The organism is Streptomyces sp. NPDC013457 (genome assembly GCF_043089925.1).
Classification (GTDB): domain Bacteria; phylum Actinomycetota; class Actinomycetes; order Streptomycetales; family Streptomycetaceae; genus Streptomyces.
In genome coordinates this window covers 135469-154880 of sequence record NZ_JBICBL010000005.1, presented here as the reverse complement: position 1 = coordinate 154880, position 19412 = coordinate 135469, and the positions used below count along the sequence as shown (strand labels likewise).

17 protein-coding genes are annotated in these 19412 nt (G+C 70.7%); 7 read left to right on the top strand and 10 right to left on the bottom strand.

Annotation, left to right across the window (positions count from 1 at the left end; genetic code table 11):
- Positions 1-20: 20 nt before the first annotated feature.
- A complete protein-coding gene (locus tag ACF1G2_RS15185) occupies positions 21-734 on the top strand; it encodes a DUF1707 domain-containing protein (RefSeq protein WP_391798703.1) in 714 nt (237 codons plus the stop codon).
- Between the two features lie 193 nt (positions 735-927).
- Complete coding sequence (locus tag ACF1G2_RS15180; RefSeq protein WP_391798702.1) at positions 928-1296, top strand: WhiB family transcriptional regulator; 369 nt, start codon at positions 928-930, stop codon at positions 1294-1296.
- A gap of 118 nt (positions 1297-1414) precedes the next feature.
- On the opposite strand, the gene glpX is transcribed toward ACF1G2_RS15180, so the two are convergent.
- Complete coding sequence (glpX, locus tag ACF1G2_RS15175; protein ID WP_391798701.1) at positions 1415-2446, bottom strand: class II fructose-bisphosphatase; 1032 nt, start codon at positions 2444-2446, stop codon at positions 1415-1417.
- A 117-nt stretch (positions 2447-2563) separates the two neighbouring features.
- Between glpX and ACF1G2_RS15170 the strand changes: the two genes are divergently transcribed.
- Positions 2564-3097 carry a DUF4245 domain-containing protein gene (locus ACF1G2_RS15170; RefSeq protein WP_391798700.1) on the top strand — a complete coding sequence of 178 codons (534 nt, stop codon included), beginning with the start codon at positions 2564-2566 and terminating at the stop codon, positions 3095-3097.
- A gap of 126 nt (positions 3098-3223) precedes the next feature.
- On the opposite strand, the gene ACF1G2_RS15165 is transcribed toward ACF1G2_RS15170, so the two are convergent.
- The 4 genes from ACF1G2_RS15165 to ACF1G2_RS15150 all read right to left on the bottom strand — a co-directional run bounded on the left by ACF1G2_RS15165 (position 3224) and on the right by ACF1G2_RS15150 (position 6927).
- Positions 3224-3814 (bottom strand): malonic semialdehyde reductase, encoded by a 591-nt coding sequence (locus ACF1G2_RS15165; RefSeq protein WP_391798699.1) that lies wholly within the window; start codon positions 3812-3814, stop codon positions 3224-3226.
- A 122-nt stretch (positions 3815-3936) separates the two neighbouring features.
- Complete coding sequence (locus ACF1G2_RS15160) at positions 3937-4179, bottom strand: exodeoxyribonuclease VII small subunit (protein ID WP_391798698.1); 243 nt, start codon at positions 4177-4179, stop codon at positions 3937-3939.
- Between the two features lie 10 nt (positions 4180-4189).
- Positions 4190-5410: an exodeoxyribonuclease VII large subunit gene (gene xseA, locus ACF1G2_RS15155; RefSeq protein ID WP_391798697.1), complete on the bottom strand. Its 1221-nt coding sequence runs from the start codon at positions 5408-5410 to the stop codon at positions 4190-4192.
- Positions 5411-5583: 173 nt separating this feature from the next.
- Entirely contained in the window at positions 5584-6927 is a 1344-nt protein-coding gene (locus tag ACF1G2_RS15150; protein ID WP_391798696.1) for an APC family permease, read from the bottom strand.
- An 81-nt stretch (positions 6928-7008) separates the two neighbouring features.
- On the opposite strand from ACF1G2_RS15150, the gene ACF1G2_RS15145 reads away from it, so the two are divergent.
- Positions 7009-8037 carry a 4-hydroxy-3-methylbut-2-enyl diphosphate reductase gene (locus ACF1G2_RS15145; protein ID WP_391798695.1) on the top strand — a complete coding sequence of 343 codons (1029 nt, stop codon included), beginning with the start codon at positions 7009-7011 and terminating at the stop codon, positions 8035-8037.
- 65 nt (positions 8038-8102) lie between these two features.
- Positions 8103-8843: a polyphosphate--glucose phosphotransferase gene (gene ppgK, locus ACF1G2_RS15140; protein WP_391798694.1), complete on the top strand. Its 741-nt coding sequence runs from the start codon at positions 8103-8105 to the stop codon at positions 8841-8843.
- Between the two features lie 194 nt (positions 8844-9037).
- Here the strand turns inward: ppgK and ACF1G2_RS15135 are convergent, their stop codons facing one another.
- Positions 9038-9661 carry a DUF6542 domain-containing protein gene (locus tag ACF1G2_RS15135; RefSeq protein WP_391798693.1) on the bottom strand — a complete coding sequence of 208 codons (624 nt, stop codon included), beginning with the start codon at positions 9659-9661 and terminating at the stop codon, positions 9038-9040.
- Positions 9662-9845: 184 nt separating this feature from the next.
- Between ACF1G2_RS15135 and ychF the strand changes: the two genes are divergently transcribed.
- Positions 9846-10934, top strand: coding sequence for a redox-regulated ATPase YchF (ychF, locus tag ACF1G2_RS15130; RefSeq protein ID WP_391798692.1), 1089 nt, complete (start codon positions 9846-9848; stop codon positions 10932-10934).
- A 177-nt stretch (positions 10935-11111) separates the two neighbouring features.
- Here ychF and ACF1G2_RS15125 read toward each other — a convergent pair whose 3' ends face one another.
- Both ACF1G2_RS15125 and ACF1G2_RS15120 read right to left on the bottom strand, forming a co-directional pair.
- Positions 11112-11741: a DUF6000 family protein gene (locus tag ACF1G2_RS15125; protein ID WP_391798691.1), complete on the bottom strand. Its 630-nt coding sequence runs from the start codon at positions 11739-11741 to the stop codon at positions 11112-11114.
- 355 nt (positions 11742-12096) lie between these two features.
- A complete protein-coding gene (locus tag ACF1G2_RS15120) occupies positions 12097-14868 on the bottom strand; it encodes a hypothetical protein (protein WP_391798690.1) in 2772 nt (923 codons plus the stop codon).
- Between the two features lie 58 nt (positions 14869-14926).
- On the opposite strand from ACF1G2_RS15120, the gene ACF1G2_RS15115 reads away from it, so the two are divergent.
- On the top strand, positions 14927-15490 hold the full coding sequence (locus tag ACF1G2_RS15115) for a hypothetical protein (RefSeq protein ID WP_391798689.1): 564 nt from the start codon (positions 14927-14929) through the stop codon (positions 15488-15490).
- Between the two features lie 52 nt (positions 15491-15542).
- Here ACF1G2_RS15115 and ACF1G2_RS15110 read toward each other — a convergent pair whose 3' ends face one another.
- Together ACF1G2_RS15110 and ACF1G2_RS15105 are read right to left on the bottom strand one after the other, a co-directional pair.
- Complete coding sequence (locus ACF1G2_RS15110) at positions 15543-17279, bottom strand: type IV secretory system conjugative DNA transfer family protein (protein WP_391798688.1); 1737 nt, start codon at positions 17277-17279, stop codon at positions 15543-15545.
- A gap of 23 nt (positions 17280-17302) precedes the next feature.
- On the bottom strand, positions 17303-19408 hold the full coding sequence (locus ACF1G2_RS15105) for a peptidoglycan DD-metalloendopeptidase family protein (RefSeq protein ID WP_391798687.1): 2106 nt from the start codon (positions 19406-19408) through the stop codon (positions 17303-17305).
- Positions 19409-19412 lie beyond the last annotated feature (4 nt).

Below are 19412 nucleotides of genomic sequence, written 5' to 3'. Positions count from 1 at the left end.
CGTTTCGCTAGGCTGGGGTCGTGGACCTCGAAAAGCAGCCCCAGAAGCCGGTCGCCCCCGCCGAGCCCGCCCCCGCCCCGGCCGTTCCCGCCGCCGCTCCGGGGGACTCCCTGCGTGCCTCGGACGCCGACCGGGACCGGATCGCGGACATCCTCAGGGACGCGCTGGCCGAGGGGCGGATCGACGCGGAGGAGCACTCCGAGCGGATCGACGCCGTCTATCGTGCGAAGACCGTGGGCGAGCTGGAGCCGATCGTCCGCGACCTCCCCGCGGGAAGCCGCAGCCGCCGGGAGCCCGACCCGGCGTACGCGTACGGCCCCGATGACACGGCGGGTCCCGCCGACAACCTGATCGCCGTCTTCTCCAGCACCACGCGCAAGGGCCGCTGGCGCGTGGGCCGCAGGACCAACGCCTTCGCGCTCTTCGGCAACATCGAGATCGACCTGACCGAGGCGCTCTTCGCCCAGCGGCTGACCACCGTCAACGCCACCTCGATCTTCGGCAACGTCGAGGTGCGGGTCCCGGAGAACATCAGCCTCCGGGGGAACGGCACCGGGATCTTCGGCAACTTCGAGGTCGTGACCCTGGAGGCCGCCGACCCGCAGGCCCCGGTGGTCGTGATCAACGGCTACTCGCTCTTCGGCAACGTCGAGGCCAAGCCCAAGCGCGGCAAGTGGATCACGGATCTCCAGAACCACGTCCAGGACAAGCTGCGCAAGCACCTCGGCCACTGATCGCCGGGCCTGTTCCACCTCTCCTGGTGCGCCGGCCGGTCCCCCCTCCTGACCAGGGGTGACGGAGTGACCGGATTCCGCCCATCGGATTCCGCACTCCGGAACTCGGCGGCACGCAGTGCATAGGCGCGCGTACAGCGGGTAGGGCTGCTGCATCGTCTCTCGCTCGCGAAGCCGTCGTCAGGAGTAGACCGTGCTGCAACTGCCGCATCAGCCCCTCCAGGTCGCCGCCGCCCCGCCCCAGCGTGCCCCCGCTCGGGAGGACGAGGCCGGTCCCTGGCACACGGAGGCGGTGTGCCGCCGGGACGAAGCCGGACTGTTCTTCGCCCCGTCCAAGGAGCCGACCGCCTCGCGGCTCTCCCGCGAGGAGGCCGCCAAGCGGGTCTGTGCCCGCTGCCCCGTCATGGTCGAGTGCCGGGAGCACGCGCTGCTCCAGCCCGAGCCGTACGGGGTGTGGGGCGGGCTCACCGCGGCCGAGCGCCGCGTCGTGCTCGCCCGGCGCAGGCGGCGCGAGGTGGAGCTCAAGAAGGCGTCGCCCGGCCCGATCGCCGCGGCCGGCTGACGGGCCCGAGCGCTCGTCGACGTCGGCCGTACGTACGGCAAGGGGCGCCCCCACCGCACATGGGGGCGCCCCTTGCCGTACCGCGGCGCCCGCTACGGGGCGCCTGTCGCGGTCCGGGTCACTTGGCCCGGTCGAAGTCGATCTTGCTGTACGCGCGGAGCTTCGAGAGCCGGTGCGTGGAGTCGATCTGGCGGATCGTGCCGGACTTCGAGCGCATCACCAGCGACGACGTGGTCGCGGTCTCCGAGCGGTAGCGGACGCCGCGCAGCAGCTCGCCGTCCGTGATGCCGGTGGCGACGAAGAACACGTTCTCGCCGCTGACCAGGTCGTTGGTGGAGAGCACGCGGTCCAGGTCGTGGCCCGCGTCGATCGCCTTCTGGCGCTCGGCCTCGTCCTTGGGCCACAGCTTGCCCTGGATGACACCGCCCAGGCACTTTATGGCGCAGGCGGAGATGATGCCCTCGGGCGTGCCGCCGATGCCGAGGAGCAGGTCCACGCCGGTGCCCTCGCGGACGGCCATGATCGAGCCGGCGACGTCGCCGTCGGTGATGAACTTGATCCGGGCGCCGGTCTCGCGGATCTCCTTGACGATGCCCTCGTGGCGGGGACGGTCCAGGATGACGACCGTGACGTCCTCGGGGGCCATGCTCTTGGCCTTGGCGACACGGCGGATGTTGACCGAGACGGGTGCGTTGATGTCGACGAAGTCGGCGGCCTCGGGGCCGGTGACCAGCTTGTCCATGTAGAAGACCGCGGACGGGTCGAACATGGTGCCGCGGTCGGCGGCGGCCAGGACGGCGATCGCGTTCGGCATGCCCTTGGCGTTGAGCGTGGTGCCGTCGATCGGGTCCACGGCGATGTCCACCTCGGCGCCGGTGCCGTCGCCGACCCGCTCGCCGTTGAACAGCATCGGGGCTTCGTCCTTCTCGCCCTCGCCGATGACGACGACGCCGTTCATCGAGACGGTGGAGATCAGCGTCCGCATGGCGTTCACCGCGGCGCCGTCCGCGCCGATCTTGTCGCCGCGGCCGACCCAGCGGCCGGCGGCCATGGCGGCGGCCTCCGTGACGCGGACCAGCTCCAGGGCGAGGTTGCGGTCGGGGGCCTCGGGAGAGACCTCCAGCTCGGACGGCAGGGAGTGCTCGGTCATCGGAGCGCACCTTTCTGTACGGCGACGGCCGGAAAAAAGAGGGTGCTGCGACTCTATCGGTACGTCGACAAATTGAGCAGAGGGGCCCACGTATGAGCACAACACCATGATGCGACCATGGTGGGCGTGGCAGGTATGCGAGGCAGGCAGACGGTACGCGGGATGTTCCAGTCCCTGGCGGTGATCATGGTCGCCGCGGGCGTGATGTATCTCTTCATCCCGCACGACGAGGACGCGGACCCGGTCAAGGCGAAGGACTACCGGGTCGAGCTGGTGACGGCGCAGCGGGCGGCACCGTACGCGGTGCTGGCCCCCGAGGGCCTCGGGGAGGGGTGGAAGGCGACCGTGGTCTCGTACAAGCGCGAGCAGCACGACGCCTGGAAGCTCGGCTTCCTCGACCCGGACGCGCAGTACGTGGCGATCCACCAGTCGACGGAGGAGCCCGACAAGTACGTTCCCGACGTCACGCAGAAGGCCGAGGACTCCGGGAAGACCCAGACGGTCGCCGGTCAGGTCTGGCAGCGCTGGGAGGGCCCGAAGTACGACGCCCTGGTCCGTACGGACGGCGGCGCGACGACGGTCGTGACCGGGACGGCCTCGTTCGAGCGGCTGGCCGAGATGGCGGGCGCCCTGCAGTCGAAGAAGGTCTAGGCGGAGAGCCTGGGCGACGGGAAAGCCCCCGGACTCGTGGAGTCCGGGGGCTTTCTCCTGTCCGCGTTGATCGGACCGCGTTGATCGGACGGCCTTGATCAGACGCTGTCGATCGGACGGTGTCGATCAGACGGTGGTGACGACCTCGTCGAAGGAGAGGCGCGGCGAGCGCGGGAACCAGGCGTCCTCGCCCGGCTTGCCGATGTTGACGACCATCAGCGGGGTGTGGTCGTCGTCCAGGAACTCCTTCTGGAGGCCCGCGAAGTCGAGACCGGTCATCGGGCCGGCGGCCAGGCCGGCGGCGCGGACGCCGACGATGAAGTACGCGGCCTGGAGGGCGGCGTTCAGCAGGGCCGAGCCCTCGCGGGCCGGGCGCTCGGCGAAGAACATGTCCTTGGCCTGCGGGAAGTGCGGCAGCAGGGTCGGGAGCTCGTGGTGGAACTCGTTGTCGGCGGAGAGGATCGCGACCAGCGGCGCGGTGCGGGTCTTCTCCTGGTTGCCCTCGGCCATGTGCTTCACCAGGCGCTCGCGGGCCTCGGGGGAACGGACCAGCGTGATGCGCAGCGGGGTCTGGTTGAAGGCCGTGGGGCCGTACTTGACCAGGTCGTAGATCGCCTGGACCTGCTCGTCGGTCACCGGCTCGTCGGCGAAGGTGTTGGCGGTGCGGGCCTCACGGAAAAGGAGGTCCTGGGCGGCGGGGTCAAGGGCGAGGGACATGCTGCGTACCTTCCGGGCAAAGGGGTTCAAGCGATGCCCTCACCGTACGACGGAGATTGGTTAACTTTCAACCAAATAACCGGATAGTGATCCGGTTCACATCGTGGGCCGCAGCGGGGCCCCTATTCGGAGCGGTCCGCGTCTTCGGCCTCGTCGCCGTCGTCGGGCGTGGACATCGCGGCGTCGAGGCGGGCTCGTGCGCCTTCGAGCCAACGCCGGCACACCTTCGCCAATTCCTCGCCACGCTCCCAGAGCGCGAGCGACTCCTCCAGCGTCGTCCCGCCCGTCTCCAGACGACGAACGACCTCGATCAACTCGTCGCGTGCCTGCTCGTATCCGAGCGCCTCTTCCGTGGTGGCTGCCATGGCGACCACCCTAAGCGCCGGGTCCGACAGCGCGCCGCACCGTGAACTCGCCCGCCACGACCCGCGCCCGCAGCTCCTCGTCCACCGCGACCTCCTCCGGAGACCGCACGACCGTCCCGTCCGCCTTCTGCAGCACGGCGTACCCGCGCTCCATCGTCGCGGCGGGCGACAGCGCGCGGACGCGGGCCCGGGTGTGCGAGAGCTCGGAGTCGGCCCGGTCCAGCAGATGCCCGAGCGTCCGGCGGCTGCGGGCGAGCAGCGCGTCGAGCTCGTCCTCGCGCTGCTCCACCATCCGCTGCGGATGCTCCATGACCGGCCGCGCGAGCGCGTGCGCGAGGCCGCGCTCCTCCCGGTCGAGCAGCCCGCGCACGGTCCGCAGGGCCCGGTCCCGCAGACCCTGAACCCGGTCGAGCTCCTCGCCGACGTCCGGTACCACCTTCTTGGCGGCGTCGGTCGGCGTCGAGGCGCGGAGGTCGGCGACGAGGTCGAGCAGCGGCGAGTCCGGTTCGTGCCCGATGGCCGAGACCACGGGGGTGCGGCAGTCGGCGACGGTACGGATCAACTGCTCGTCCGAGAACGGCAGCAGGTCCTCGACGCTGCCACCGCCCCGGGCCACGATGATCACGTCCACGCCCTCGTGCGCGTCCAGCTCCTTCACGGCCTGGACGACCTGCGGCACGGCCTTCACGCCCTGGACCGCCACGTTCCGCACCTCGAAGCGGACGGCCGGCCAGCGGCGGCGCGCGTTCTCCAGGACGTCCCGCTCGGCGGCGGACGCACGGCCGACGACCAGGCCGACGAGCTGGGGGAGGAAGGGCAGCGGCTTCTTGCGGTCGAGCGCGAAGAGCCCCTCGGCGCCCAGGCTCCGCTTGAGCTGCTCCAGGCGGGCCAGGAGCTCGCCGATCCCGACGGGCTTGATCTCCACGGCCCGCAGCGACAGCTGCCCGCGCGGCGCGTACCACTCGGGCTTGGCGTGCACGACGACGCGGGCGCCCTCGGAGACGATGTCGGCGACGGCGTCGAAGACCTGGCGGTAGCAGGTCACGCCGATGGAGATGTCGTACGACGGATCGCGCAGCGTCAGGAAGACGACCCCGGCACCGGGCCGCCGCGACAACTGCGTGATCTGCCCCTCGACCCAGACGGCCCCGAGCCGGTCGATCCACCCCCCGATCAGCCGGGAGACCTCTCCGACGGGCAGCGGCGCTTCGGCGGACGTGTTGAGACCCATGCGCCGAGCGTAGTGGCGGCCACGGACATCCCGGAGCCGGGCGCCGAGCCGGGGCGGAAGATGGGCGGAAGGTCGGCGGGGGGCGGCCGGGGGGTGGCCGGGGGCGGCCGGGGGAGGTGGCCGGGCGGTGCGCGGCCTGCCCGCCTCCTGGCCCGCCCGCCCCGGGGCCCCCTTCAGGCCTTGCGGGTCGCGCCCTGGACCGCCAGGACCGCCAGACCCACGCACAGCCAGATCGCACCGACCACCTGAGCCGTCGTCGACGCCTCGACGATCACCGCGATCAGGATCGCCGCCCCCACCACCGGCATCGCCACGTGCCGCAGCCAGTGCGGCGGCCCCTCCATCCGCCGTACCGCGAACCACCCCACCACGCTCGCGTGCAGCAGCACGAACGCCGTCAGCGCGCCGATGTCGACCACCGACACCAGGTGGTCGAGGCCGTCGTCCCGGTCGGCCGCCCAGACCGCCGCCGCCATCGTCACCGTCGCCGCCACCAGCAGGGCCACCCGCGGCACACCTCCGTCGGTACGGGCGAGCTGCCGCGGGAGGCGCCGTTCACGGGCCATGGCGAAGAGGAGCCGCCCCGCCGCCGCCTGCCCCGCCAGCGCCGCGAACGCCGCGCCGATCGCCTTCGACGCCGCCACCAGGTCGTGCAGCCACGTCCCCACGGACACGTCCACCGCGTCGTAGAAGGCCGAACCCTGCTTCGCCGGATCCGACGCGAGCTCCGCCGACGAGACCGGCTCCAGGAGCGCCACCAGATACGTCTGCCCCACGAACAGCGCACCCGCGAGGACCAGACAGAACAGCACCGCCCGCGCCACCTTCTCCGAGCCTCCCGTGACCTCCTCCGCGAACGAGGCGATCGCGTCGAACCCCAGGTACGAGAGCACGGCCACCGACACCGCGCCGATCACCGCCGCCAACGAGAACGTCGCGTCCCCGGCCAGCGGCGACCACCAGTCGCGCCGCGCCCCGTCCCGTACGAGTACGACCACCGCCGACACCACGAAGACCAGCAGCACCACGATCTCCATCACCAGCACCGCGAAACCGACCCGTGCCGCCGCCCGCACCCCCCACAGGTTCAGCAGCGTCGTCACGACCACCGCGATCGCCGTCCACACCCACCGGTCCACCTCCGGGACCAGCGCCTCCATCGCGATGCCGGCGAAGAGGTACGCCACGGCCGGGATCAGCAGGTAGTCGAGCATCGCCATCCACCCGGCGATGAACCCCGGCCCCTCACCCAGGGCCTTGCGGGCGTACGTGAAGACGGAGCCCGCGAACGGGGCGACCCGCACCATCTGCGCGTAGCTGAAAGCGGTGAACGCCATCGCGACCGTGGCGACGACGTACACCAGCGCCACCGCGCCGCCGGACTTCGCGTCCAGCGTGCCGAACACGCCGACGGGCGCCATGGGCGCGATGAAGAGCAGCCCGTAGACGACAAGGTCGCGGAACCCCAGGCTCCGCCGCAGTCCGGTGTGCGCTGCCACCTGAGCTTCCTCGGCCATGCGCCCCAGTCTCGGCCACGTTCTCGATCACCCGCCGCACCGACATGGCCGTAGCCGGCCGTGGTATCACGCGGCCTTACGATGGGACGCATGACTGCTACGCCCGCGTCGACGCCCGAGAACGCGACCACGACGAACCGCCCGAAGCGTGTCCTGCTCGCCGCTCCCCGCGGCTACTGCGCGGGTGTGGACCGTGCCGTGATCGCCGTGGAGAAGGCGCTGGAGCAGTACGGCGCGCCGATCTACGTGCGCCACGAGATCGTGCACAACAAGTACGTCGTACAGACCCTGGAGCGGAAGGGCGCGATCTTCGTCGACCAGGCGACCGAGGTCCCGGCCGGCAACATCGTGATGTTCTCCGCCCACGGTGTCGCCCCGACCGTGCACGAGGAGGCCCGCGAGGGCCGTCTGAAGACCATCGACGCCACCTGCCCGCTGGTCACGAAGGTGCACAAGGAGGCCGTGCGGTTCGCCAAGGAGGACTTCGACATCCTCCTCATCGGCCACGAGGGCCACGAGGAGGTCATCGGCACCTCCGGCGAGGCCCCCGACCACATCCAGCTCGTCGACGGCCCGGAGGACGTGGCCAAGGTCGAGGTCCGCGACCCCGACCGGGTCGTCTGGCTCTCGCAGACCACGCTCTCCGTGGACGAGACGATGGAGACGGTCGACGCGCTGAAGGAGAAGTTCCCGAACCTGATCTCCCCGCCGTCCGACGACATCTGCTACGCCACGCAGAACCGTCAGCTGGCCATCAAGGAGCTCGCGGGCCAGGCGGAGCTGGTGATCGTCGTCGGCTCGAAGAACTCCTCGAACTCGATCCGTATGGTCGAGGTCGCCAAGCAGGCGGGCGTGCCGGCCGCGTACCTGGTCGACTTCGCGAGCGAGATCGACGAGGCCTGGCTGGAGGGCGTCACCTCGGTCGGCCTGTCGTCGGGCGCCTCGGTCCCGGACGTCCTCGTCCAGGAGGTCCTGGAGTGGCTCTCCGAGCGCGGCTACGCGGACGTGGAGATCGTCAAGACGGCCGACGAGTCGCTGACCTTCTCGCTGCCGAAGGAGCTCCGCAACAAGGACCTGCGGGCCGAGGCGGCCAAGCTCGGCAAGGAGTAGCGACACCCCTCCGGGGAGTGGCGTACAAGGAGTAACTCCCGGCCGCAGCCCTTACGGTGGGGTCCATGAACGTCTTCGGAGTGGACATCGGCGGCTCGGGCATCAAGGGCGCTCCCGTCGACCTGGAGCGCGGAGAGCTGGCCGAGCCCCGCCACAAGGTACTGACCCCGCATCCCGCCACACCCGACGGTGTGGCGGGATGTGTCGTCGAGGTCGTGGAGAACTTCGGCTGGACGGGCCCGGTGGGGGTGACCTTCCCCGGCGTGGTCACCGGCTCGACGATCCGCACGGCCGCCAACGTCGACAAGCGCTGGATCGGCGTCGACGCGGGCAAGCTGCTGAGCGACCGGCTCGGCGGCAACCAGGTGACGGTCCTGAACGACGCGGACGCGGCCGGGATCGCCGAGATGACCTTCGGCGCGGGCCGGGGCCGTACGGGCACGGTGATCCTGCTGACGCTCGGTACGGGCATCGGCTCGGCGCTCTTCGTCGACGGCCGGCTCGTCCCGAACACGGAGCTGGGCCACCTGGAGCTGAAGGGCCACGACGCGGAGAAGCGGGCGTCGACGAAGGCCAAGGAGGACGAGGACCTCAGCTGGGAGCACTGGGCGACGCGGCGCGTGCAGAAGTACCTGGCGCACGTGGAGATGCTCTTCTCGCCGGAGCTGTTCATCATCGGCGGCGGAGTGAGCCGGAAGGCGGACAGGTTCCTGCCGCTGATCGAGGGCATCAGGGCGGAGATCGTACCGGCGGAGCTGCAGAACAACGCGGGGATCGTGGGCGCGGCGATGGCGGCGCGGGGGTAGGTGGCGGGGCGACGGCGGCGCGGAGGCAGGGGACGCGGTACGGAGCGCGCGTGCGGCGCCGCACCTGGCCGAACCGCGACGGCCCAGGACACGACGGCGTACGGCGCGCCGGCCCCCGCGAGCGCACGCCGCGACAGCGCACGCCACGTCAGCCCACGCGAGCGCACGCCGCCGGCGCCCACGCCGCGTCGGCTCTACGGAGCGGGCCGCCTCTGCGGGGCGGCCGGCCTCGCGGTGGGGCGCTGGCGGCGCCCCATGTCGCGTACCTTCCGGACGCTGGTGATCAGTCCGGCGACGAGCGTGCCGCCGTACAGCCATCCGGCCTGCACGGCGAGCGCCGTGACGACGGCCATCGCCTGGCCGCCGAGGCCGCCGGTGCCGCCCGAGATGGGCACGACCCCGACGGCGAAGGCGATGGGCACGCTGATCGGGGCGGTGACCAGGTCGGCGGTACGGACCCAGAGCGCGGTCAGGGCGCTGACCGGCAGGAACAGCAGGCCGTAGGCGAGCGGGGAGCCGTCCAGGATCAGCCAGTCGAGGAAACCGAGCACCAGCATGGTGGCGGAGGCGAAGAGCCCGGCCCCGAGGCCGGTCAGCCGCGGATTGGGCAGCCGGCGCAGGGCGAGGACGACGGGTGCCACGGGCGGTGCGGGCCGTCGTACGGGCGCGGTGGCCCGCTCGACGCGGCCCCGGCCCGGGCGGCCCGGGCGGGCGGCGACGCGATAGACGGCGGCGCCCTCCACAAGCGCGCCGGGCGGCGTGAGAGGGGTTTGCGGCCGTCGGCGGCCTTGCGGCTGACTTGTCCTTTGCTGCTCCACTACACCAACGTAGGTCGGGAAGGCCCGGGGGAGCGGCACAGGACACGCCCTTTGGGTGACGTTGCCGTAGAGAACGGCCGAAGGTCGGCGTCACAGGCCGGTTCGGACCGCCCGTAAACTGGGGGATCGGCCCCACCACCGCACCCCCTTCGCACCCCCATCCGTACTCCAGGAAGTCGCCACCGTGTCGCTCACGATCGGAATCGTCGGTCTGCCGAATGTCGGCAAGTCGACCCTGTTCAACGCCCTGACCAAGAACGACGTCCTGGCGGCCAACTACCCGTTCGCCACGATCGAGCCGAACGTCGGCGTCGTCGGTGTCCCCGACGCCCGTCTGACGAAGCTGGCGGAGATCTTCGCCTCGCAGCGGATCCTCCCGGCGACGGTCGACTTCGTGGACATCGCGGGCATCGTCCGCGGCGCGAGCGAGGGTGAGGGCCTCGGCAACAAGTTCCTGGCGAACATCCGCGAGTCGGATGCGATCTGCCAGGTCATCCGCGCCTTCAAGGACGAGAACGTCGTGCACGTCGACGGCAAGGTCTCGCCGAAGGACGACATCGAGACGATCAACACCGAGCTGATCCTCGCGGACCTGCAGACGATCGAGAAGGTCCTGCCGCGTCTGGCGAAGGAGGCCCGGATCAAGAAGGACGTGGCCCCCAAGGTCGCTGCGGTCGAGGCGGCGAAGGAGATCCTGGAGCGCGGCGACACGCTCTTCTCGCAGGGCATCCTGCAGGGCTCGGAGAAGGCGGAGCTCCTGCACGACCTGCACCTCCTGACGACCAAGCCGTTCCTCTACGTCTTCAACGTGGACGAGGACGAGCTGACGGACGACGCCTTCAAGGCGGAGCAGCGCGCGCTGGTCGCCCCGGCCGAGGCGATCTTCCTCAACGCGAAGCTGGAGCAGGACCTCGCCGAGCTGGACGAGGAGGACGCCATGGAGCTCCTCCAGTCCGTCGGCGCCGAGGAGCCGGGCCTGGCGATCCTGGCCCGCGTCGGCTTCGACACCCTGGGCCTGCAGACCTACCTGACGGCCGGCCCGAAGGAATCCCGCGCCTGGACGATCAAGAAGGGCGCGACGGCCCCCGAGGCGGCCGGCGTGATCCACACGGACTTCCAGAAGGGCTTCATCAAGGCGGAGGTCATCTCCTTCGCCGACCTCGTGGAGACCGGCTCGGTCGCCGAAGCCCGCGCGGCGGGCAAGGCCCGCATGGAGGGCAAGGAGTACGTGATGCAGGACGGCGACGTGGTGGAGTTCCGCTTCAACGTCTAGCACGTCCGGCGAAAGGCCGTCCGACCTGCGGTGGAGCGGGTCGGGCGGCCTTTGTGGTCCGCAGGGAGTCCGCAGCGTGCTGACTTCGGTCGGCGCGAGGGAGGGCGGCCACGCCGCTTCGTCGAACTGCGGCTGGGCATCGGCGGACTTCACGTGGTCGGAGTCCGGCGGCTGCGGCTACGGCCGGGTCCAGCCGTTGGCGAACTCGCAGGTCAGGTCTGTCCAGTGGCGCTGTTCGGCGGGGGTGTAGCTGGGGTAGCCGAGGCGTCCCATGCCCGTGACCCACTCGTCCCAGAGGCCGTCGGGCTCCGTGAAGCGATCGGCGTGGCGGGTACCAAGGAGGGCGTCGATTCGGAGGAGGGCGCCCAGGGCGGCGGGCTGGTCGTAGTGGAGGTCGGTGCGGGGGAGGTAGCGGTCGAGGTAGGCGGTGAGGATCTCGGCGTCCGCGCGTGTACCGAAGCGAGCCAGGGCGAAGCAGTAGGCGCCGCCGGAGAAGCAGACCTCGCTGGCCAGGAGCAGGTCGCCGATGCGTGCTCGGAACCGTTCGCGGCGGTCGACGCCGATCAGCCAGCCGGCGGTGAGCCGTGCGCGCCATTCGTACCCGAGGAGGGCTTCCAGTTCCTCGTCGTCGATCGCGGCGGCGTCGGCGATCAGGTGCCGGGTAAAGCGTGTGGTGTGCCACCACCGGGGGCCCAGGAACCGCCCGCCGTTCAGTACGAGATAGCGCGGGAGGCCGCCGTACGTCCTCGTCACGTAGCTCTTGACCACATGGCCGTAGCCGACTTCCGCGGGGTGCTGGGACGGCATCGGTCACCTCTCCGGGTGCAGGTCGGTACGGTCGATCCAGGTGGGGGCGCAGAAGATGCTACTGCCGGTGGGAGCTTCGGAGGCTTCCAGTAGGGACCAGGTGCGGGACTCCTCGACCAGGTGCTCCCAGGGCGCGGTCCAGTCGAGTTCCCGGTCCGGTCCAGTTGGGACTACAGGGATTCGGGCGGCATCCGCCGAGCTCCGTCAGGGCCCAGCGGATGCCGCCCGGCTCTCGGTTCAATCGGGCGGGGTGCCCGTTCCGGGCAAGGGCTCGTCTCGGCCGGCGGCCGGGTGGCCCCCGTCAGCTCCGTCGCCGTCCACGGCTGGTCGAGCAGGAGCCTTCCCGGTGCCGGAGTCAGTCGCCCAAGCCGGGTCCGCGGGTCGGACCGGGGCGTTGCTGGTCCGGGGGAAGCTGCTGCGGCTGGGGCGGGGCGGCGCTGTTGCTCTTACGGGCCTGGGGCACGCCCATCTGCCAGAGGTGCGCGTCGGGAGCCCCGCGGCCAGGGGCCGGCTTGGGGGCGGGAGGTTCCGGCTGCTTCGGTACCTGGGCGGCCGGCTCCCGCTGTGGCGCTGTCGGCGCGAGGGTGGGCGCGGGTCCGGGCCCCGGCGAGGGCGCCGGGACGTTCGTGGACTCCGCCGCCGGCCCCGGACGCTTCCATCGGTCGGGGATGTCCGTCCTTCGCTGTACGGCGTTCTCGTCACCGGCCTCTGCCGCCGCCACGGCGCGCGCCTTGAGCGCGCTCTGCCGGGCGATGGGGGAGAAGCCGGGCGCGGCGTTGCCTGTCTCGGCGGGCAGCGCGCGGCCGCCCATCTCGTTCAGCCGCCCCTGGAGGCCCTCCTCCGGCGGAAAGACCTCGCGCGGTAGCTGCCAGGACGCGGCTCCGTCCACGTCGACTCGGTGCTCCTGGCCGTCCTTCGTACGGAAGGTGAGACCGTAGCCGAGGTACTGGTCGTCGCGGTCGAAGCGCAGGTCCCCGCTGATCTCGCCGCCCTGGTCCCGCACGTCGTTCGCCAGCGACTGGACGGCGGCCGGGAGGGGGTTGGTGCGGCCGAGGCTGGCGACGTAGCCGTCGCCTCGTAGTTCCTTCTGCTGAGGCGGTTCGCCCTCCGTGTAGGGGACGCTGAACGACGTCTGCCCGTTCTCGTCCTGGAACGTCTCGATCGCACCGACGCGCGCCTCGATGAAGGTCAGGCGGCCCGACTTCTGATACGTCTCGAGCATTTCCCGGTACTGCACCTGGTGCACCAGAGCGGGCGGCGGGGCCGCGCCGATGATCGTCACCTTCGCCTCGGGGTCCTTCAGCAGGATGATCTCCGCGTTGGCGACGCCGGTCCCTCCCGAACCGGCGACGATCCAGTGTTGGGCGTCCCCCGGGTTGAAGCGGCTCTCCGCGACCTCATCGCCCATGAGCGCCCGGCCCGGCGCCGCCTCTCGGGCCGACTCCCACCGCTGCGTCGCGTCGAGGATGGTGAAACAGTTCTCCATGCGTGCGGCGGGCCCTTCCCCGAGACCCGCCGTCAGGGCATCCCTCAACGGGGAGGACTGCAGAGTGTCGAGCAGGGTCGCAGCGTCTTGACCTCCCCGGTCGGCCCCGGTGAGGCGGGTGCGCAACTCCTCGGCCCCCGCGAGTCCCGCACTCTCCAACTCGCGCAGCCGCTCGCTGATCAGCCGCACGGCCTCACTACGGCTTTCCACGCCGTTCGCACCTCGCGGCATGCCGGGGACCACCTCGGGCGGCAGGCCGGTCGCGACACTGGGAATGCCGTCGCACGCCACGCGCAGAGCCGCACCGCTCGGGTTGCCGTCCCTGTCGAACGGCTGGACCTCGGCCTCCAGCCCGTCCTGCCCGAGCCTCAGCTGCGCATGTCCGTTCACCACCGGTCCCTGGGTGGCCAGCTGGTCCTCCCAGAGGCGTACGGCGTCGATGGACACCCGTTCCCCGGGCTTCGACACCGCCTGGTACGGGTCGACACCCATCCACTGCTGCAGGTCCCGGTCCTGGTCGGCGGACTGGACGATGCCGGCGCCCGGGTCGAGGTGCCAACGGCCCACGCCGTCCACGAGCAGGGCCTCCGGGTTCCGCCCGGCGAGGCTCGCGCCGCCCCCGATCACGACCTGCCGCCGGGGGAGTGCCTCGTCCGTAGTCTCCTGCTGGAGGTTCTCCACGGTGTGGTCGCTGACCTGCGCGCGGTACTCGGCCCACTGGGGAGCGGCGCCTTCCAACGCGTCGCGGGGATAGGGCAACCCGTTCTCGGCGTAGCCCGGCATGGGCATGGTCACTTCACGACGCCCGATGAACGCCTCGACCTGGCGCTGGGCGACGAGAGCGGCGTCGCGGGATGCCTGGAGGGCGGAGGCGTCGGAGGGGTCGAGCTGCTCGATGGGGCGCGCTAGTTCGCGAACCAGGCGCTTCGCGCCGGGCGTGAGGAAGGGCCTCGAAACGTAACGTCGCGTTTGAGCCGTCTCAAGATCGGTTTCGTATGCTTCCCGCTCGGAAGTGGGCGCGACCGGGCGAAGGCCACAGTGGTCGAGCATGGCGGAGAGCTCGGCTCGTGCCCCCGCCCGCTGCAGCTCCGACAGGCCGACGTCGTTGGTGCGCTCTGCGAGCCAGTTCAGTTCGCCGATACGGCCGTGGTCCTGGCTCGACAGTTCCGGCTGTTCACCGATCTCCGCCGCGCGCTCCAGGAGGCTCTCTCGCACTGGTGCCAGTCCTTCACTGGACCGGTCGCGTACAGCGAGGAGTTCCCCGACCTCGTGAGCGAGGACTCGGGTCAGATGCTCGCTGGACAGTCGATCCGACACCTGGACGATGTAATTGTTCGACGTCGTGTTCGCCACGGAATTGGCAACCATCCCCGTCGGCATGGGGATGGAGTCCAGCCAGAGAGTCACCTCCCTGCCGTGGCTGTCCGTGAGGACGGTGAACTCCCGCCCGTCCTGCTCGGTGCGCCCGGGTCGGGTCGCTCCGAAGCGCTCTCCCATGACAGCCCGCGCGACACGGTTCAATTCGCTGTTGGCTACTGCTATCAGTGCTGCCTGCTGGGCGAGAAAGTCGGCGGCGGGGGCTGATTCGCCCTCCGGGGCCAGCATGTCCGCCTGCAAGCGGGGATCAGTGGACCTGTTCACGTGATGCTCCCCCGTGCTCTTCTCTTCGCATTCATCGAACAGACCGTAAGATCATGTCATGTTGACAGCGCGCTCCTCGTTCGAAGCACACCTGTACATGGATCTGCACCCTTGCACCTGCGGTTCCGGCGACTTCGACCGCCAGCACCGACTGGAGCTGCACGGCGACGACATGGTGGCCGTGTACGAAGGCGCGTGCAGGCAGTGCGGGACGACCCGCCGTTTCGCCTTCCGCATGGCCGAGGAGATTCCCCCGCCGCCGCCGGCTTTCGGTGGTTCACGGCCCTCCGAGATCATTGATCCCGGGGAATTCGCCGATGTCGCCTTCCGTATCTCGGAATCCGTCGGTCTTCGACTGCTCAACTCTCCCAAGAGTGAGCACTACAAGCTGCGCGACACGGTTGCCTACACCGTCGCGGCCTTCGAGGAGATCCTCAAGTTTCTCCCTCCGGGCGAGGATTCCGTGCCGTCCAGTGCCTTTACCTCCGAGGTGGGCAAGGCCCAGTACCAGCGCGAACCGGGGAACTTCGACCGGGACATCCTCGAAGGAAACGTCGAGGAAGCGCGTGCCGTCCTCGCCAACATCGACAAGGCCGGCGGCCCTCCGAGCGAAGCGAACTGACCCCCGGGGCGGCGAGGCTCTCGCCCCGCCGCCCCGGGGGTCAGCGGTGTCGTCAGCGCCTCGCGCCCGGGTCGAACTTCGCCAGGGACGCCGAGACCGACTGGGCGTACGGGCCCTCCCACCAGGGGATCGTCTCCACCAGGACCGGCTTCGTGCCCGAGGCCAGGACCAGGGCGCGGCCCGGGGGCATCGAGCCCAGGTCCGAGACGTGCAGGACGCGTTCGCGGCGGACCGACTCGTTGACCGTGCGGTTGCCCGACCAGTGGCCGTGCTCCGATTCGCGGGTCGTGGAGTACTCGCGCAGCTCGTACTCGCCCGCCAGGTCCGACAGGTCGCCCAGGAAGCGGGTGTCCGAGACACCGCCGCCGTACACGCGGACGTTGGCGGCCGACCAGAGCTTCTCCATGCCGCGGTCGCCCCACACCTCGACGCCCTGCGCCCAGGACTGGAGGATCGTCATGAGGATGATGCCGCGCGAGCCGTAGTGCGAGTACAGGTCGGGCAGGGCCCGCCAGCGGCAGACGTTCGCCGCCTCGTCGAGGACGCCGACCAGAGGCAGGGGGAGCCGGCCGCCGCGCTGGGTGGTGGCGTACTCCTCGGCGGCCTCGACCGTCGCCACCGTCAGGGCCGTGACCAGCGGGCCCGCCGAGTCCGTACCCTCGCGGGAGAGGGAGTAGAGCGTACCCGGGGTACGGACGAACTCGTGCGGGTTGAACTGCGGGCGCGTGTCCTCCGGGCCGTTCGGCGTGACCCACTTGTTGATCTCGGGGTTGATCAGGCACGACGCCATCTGCTGGGCCACGCCGTAGATGCCGCTGCGCTGCTTGTCGGGGGCGGTGATCACGCCGTTCAGCGCGTCGGCCGGCATGGTGTGCCCGGCGCCGCGCAGGATGCGCTCCGGGGTGTCGTCCTTGGGGTTCGACAGCCAGGTGTAGACCTGGGTGATCGAGGCCTTCCCGGTGGCCGCCGCCAGGAGGAGGTTCGCCAGGAGGTCCTGGCCGGCGGGGTCGAAGAACGCGTCGGTGGAGGCGTTCGGGTCGCGCGAGCCGGACGCGAAGTGGTCCGCCAGCTTGCGGGCCTTCGCGACGTCCGTGACGTACGACAGCGGGTTCCACCACCACTCCGGCGGCTCGGTCGCCACCTGCTGCGGGTCGAACACCCAGACCGGGCCGAGGGCCTGGCGCGGGCCGCGCGTGGCGTCCACGATGTCCCGCTTGTTGGAGGTCACGAGCACCGCGCCGGGGCCGTCGAGGATCGCCGGGATGGCGCGCCGCGTGGTCTTGCCCGTACGCGGACCCCAGATGTCGACGTGCATGTCCTCGTAGGAACCGAACAGCGGCTGCTTGCCCTTCACCGAGCGGCCGATGAAGACACCAGGGACCCGGCTCTGTACGCCCAGGCGCTCGGCGATGGCCGCCGCGCCCTTCATCGTCAGCTTGCCGAGCTGCTCACCCTTGGCCAGGTGCTGGGCGGCCGTGTCGACGTCCGGCTTCCGCTTCGCGCGCTGACGCAGTCGGTAGGCCCAGAGGACGAGGATGAGGAGCAGCACGGCCTCGCCGGCGGCGATGGCGCTCGCCGCGCTGCCCGGCCACGCGTAGTCGCTCTTCGCGAGGGCCACCGCGAACGAGAAGGGGTTGCCCGGCGGGGCCGGTGCGTCGTCGAAGGACGCGCCGAGGTGGGCGGCGCCCCAGGCGCCGCACAGCACGACCAGTACGACGGCGACGAGACCGGCTATCTCGTACGTCCAGTCGTCCTCGGCGCGCGGCTTCTTCTTCTGCTCAGCGGCCATCTCTCTTCCAGACCTTCCTCACGTCATGCATCTTTGTGACCGCCGGCCTCCGCCGGGTTGGTACCGGCCGGGATCGGCACCCGGAACACGCCGGTGATCTCGCCCTGTACATCCCAGGTGCTGAACTCGACGTTCTTGTCCTTGCGCGGTGCGTGCAGGATCTTCTTCGTCTTCGGGTCCCAGATGATCCCGACGTGCTCCGAGCCGTTGCGGCCCGGGCGGAAGAAGATCAGGTCGCCCGGCTGCGACTTCGACAGGTCGACCTCGGACGCGGCGAGCTTGTCCTCCTGGACGTACGTCGTCGCCCCGATGTTGATCTTGCCGCCGCTCGCCTGGTAGTACGCCCACTGCGTGAAGCTGGAGCAGTCGAACGACACCGGGCTGTCGCCCTGCAGGCGCGGCGCGCCCCACACGTACGGCAGGCCGATGCCCCGCTGAGCCCAGCCGAGCGCCGCGCGGACCACCGGGTCGTTGGAGTCCGGCAGGACGCCCGTCACTCCGGCGCCGTCGGGGGCGACCGGGGTGCCGCCGCTGCCCTTGGCGCACTCGGCGTACTCGGCGTCCCGCCCGTCGCCGTCGCCGCCGCCCGGCACGCCGCCGTAGTCGGGGCTCGCGGAGATCTTGCCGTCCAGCCAGGCCTCGGGGTCGACCATGCCGGGGCCGTTGTCCTGGCCGCCGACGAAGGGGTTGTCGACGCCGGGGACGCGGACCTCCCAGTGGAGGTGCGGTCCGCTGGTGTTGCCGGTCATGCCGACGGCGCCGATCCGGTCGCCGCGCTTGACCTGGTCGCCGACCTTGACGTCGAACCGGGACTGGTGGGCGTACTGGGTGATGACGCCGTTCGCGTGCTGGATGTGGGTCTCGTTGCCGTAGGCGCCGCCGCTGCCGGCCTTCACGATCTTGCCGTCGGCCGGGGCGTAGATGGCGGTGCCGACAGGGGCCTCCAGGTCGAGACCTGTGTGGTAGCCGAGGCTCCACATGCTGCCCTGCTTCCGGTACTTGGTGCCGACCTTGTACGTGCCCTCCTTCAGCGGCCACTGCCAGTCCTTGCCGGACGAGGGGGCGGGCTCCAGCGGAGCGGCGGCGAGGGACAGCGGCACCATGCCGGATCCTCCCTGGGCGTCCTCGAGCCGGTAGGAGGCCGCCATCGCCTGCGTGGTCGTCGCACCGTCGCCCTTCAGTGGCGGCGTGGACCAGGAGCGGGCGGGGGAACTCGCGATGCTCAGGGCCGTGTTCGGGTCGGCGTTGTTGCCGATGGGCTCCGGGATGTCGGACTGCTGTCCGAGCGTCGGGAAGGTGGGGTTCTTGTCGACGGTGGCCTTCAGATGCGCGTACCAGTCCTGGATCAGGTCCTTCTCGCCCGTGAGGTTGCCCCGGTAGCGGGCGGCCTGCGTGAGAACGACGCGCATGTAGATGGTGTTGCTGGGGCGGGAGCCCGAGTACCGCATCAGCGCGTTCCAGGCGTTGGTCTCCGCCTTCATCGCGTGCAGGAAGTTGGCGGCGGCGAAGGCCGCGTCGTCGATGTTGTACAGGTCCTTCTTGCCGTCGCCGTTGCCGTCGGCGCCGTAGTCCTTCCAGGCGGGGTGACCGAACTGGAGGATGCCCATGTATCCGGCGCTGTTCTTGCCGCCGGGCGCGGCCGAGGGATCCTGCCCGTACTTGGTCTCCTGGTACATCTGCCCGACGATGAGCGTCCAGTCGAGCCCGTCGTAGCGGGCCGCCGCGCGCATGGCGGCGAGGATCATCTTCGGGGGTATCTCGTTCCGTGCCGTCTCGCTGGGCATGTACATCTTGCCCGCCGGCATGATCGGCGAAGTGGCAGCCGCGTCACCGGTGTTGCCGGCCTGGGTGTTCTCGCCGTAGTCGCCGCAGGCCGCGGCGGCGACACCGCCGCCCATGCCGCCGATCAATCCGCCGATCAGGACGAGGATGACGAAGCCCAGGCCGCCGATCGGCAGCAGTCCGCCGCCGCCGAGGAGCAGCCAGAGCTTGAGGTTGCTCTTCTTCCCTCCACCGGGGCCCTGTCCGCCGCCTCCCCGCGCGTTCTGGGCGACGTTCTTGGCGGCCTTGGCCGCCTTGGCGACCTTCGCCGCCTTTGCAGCGGCCGCGAGAACGGCTGGAGCCACCATGGGT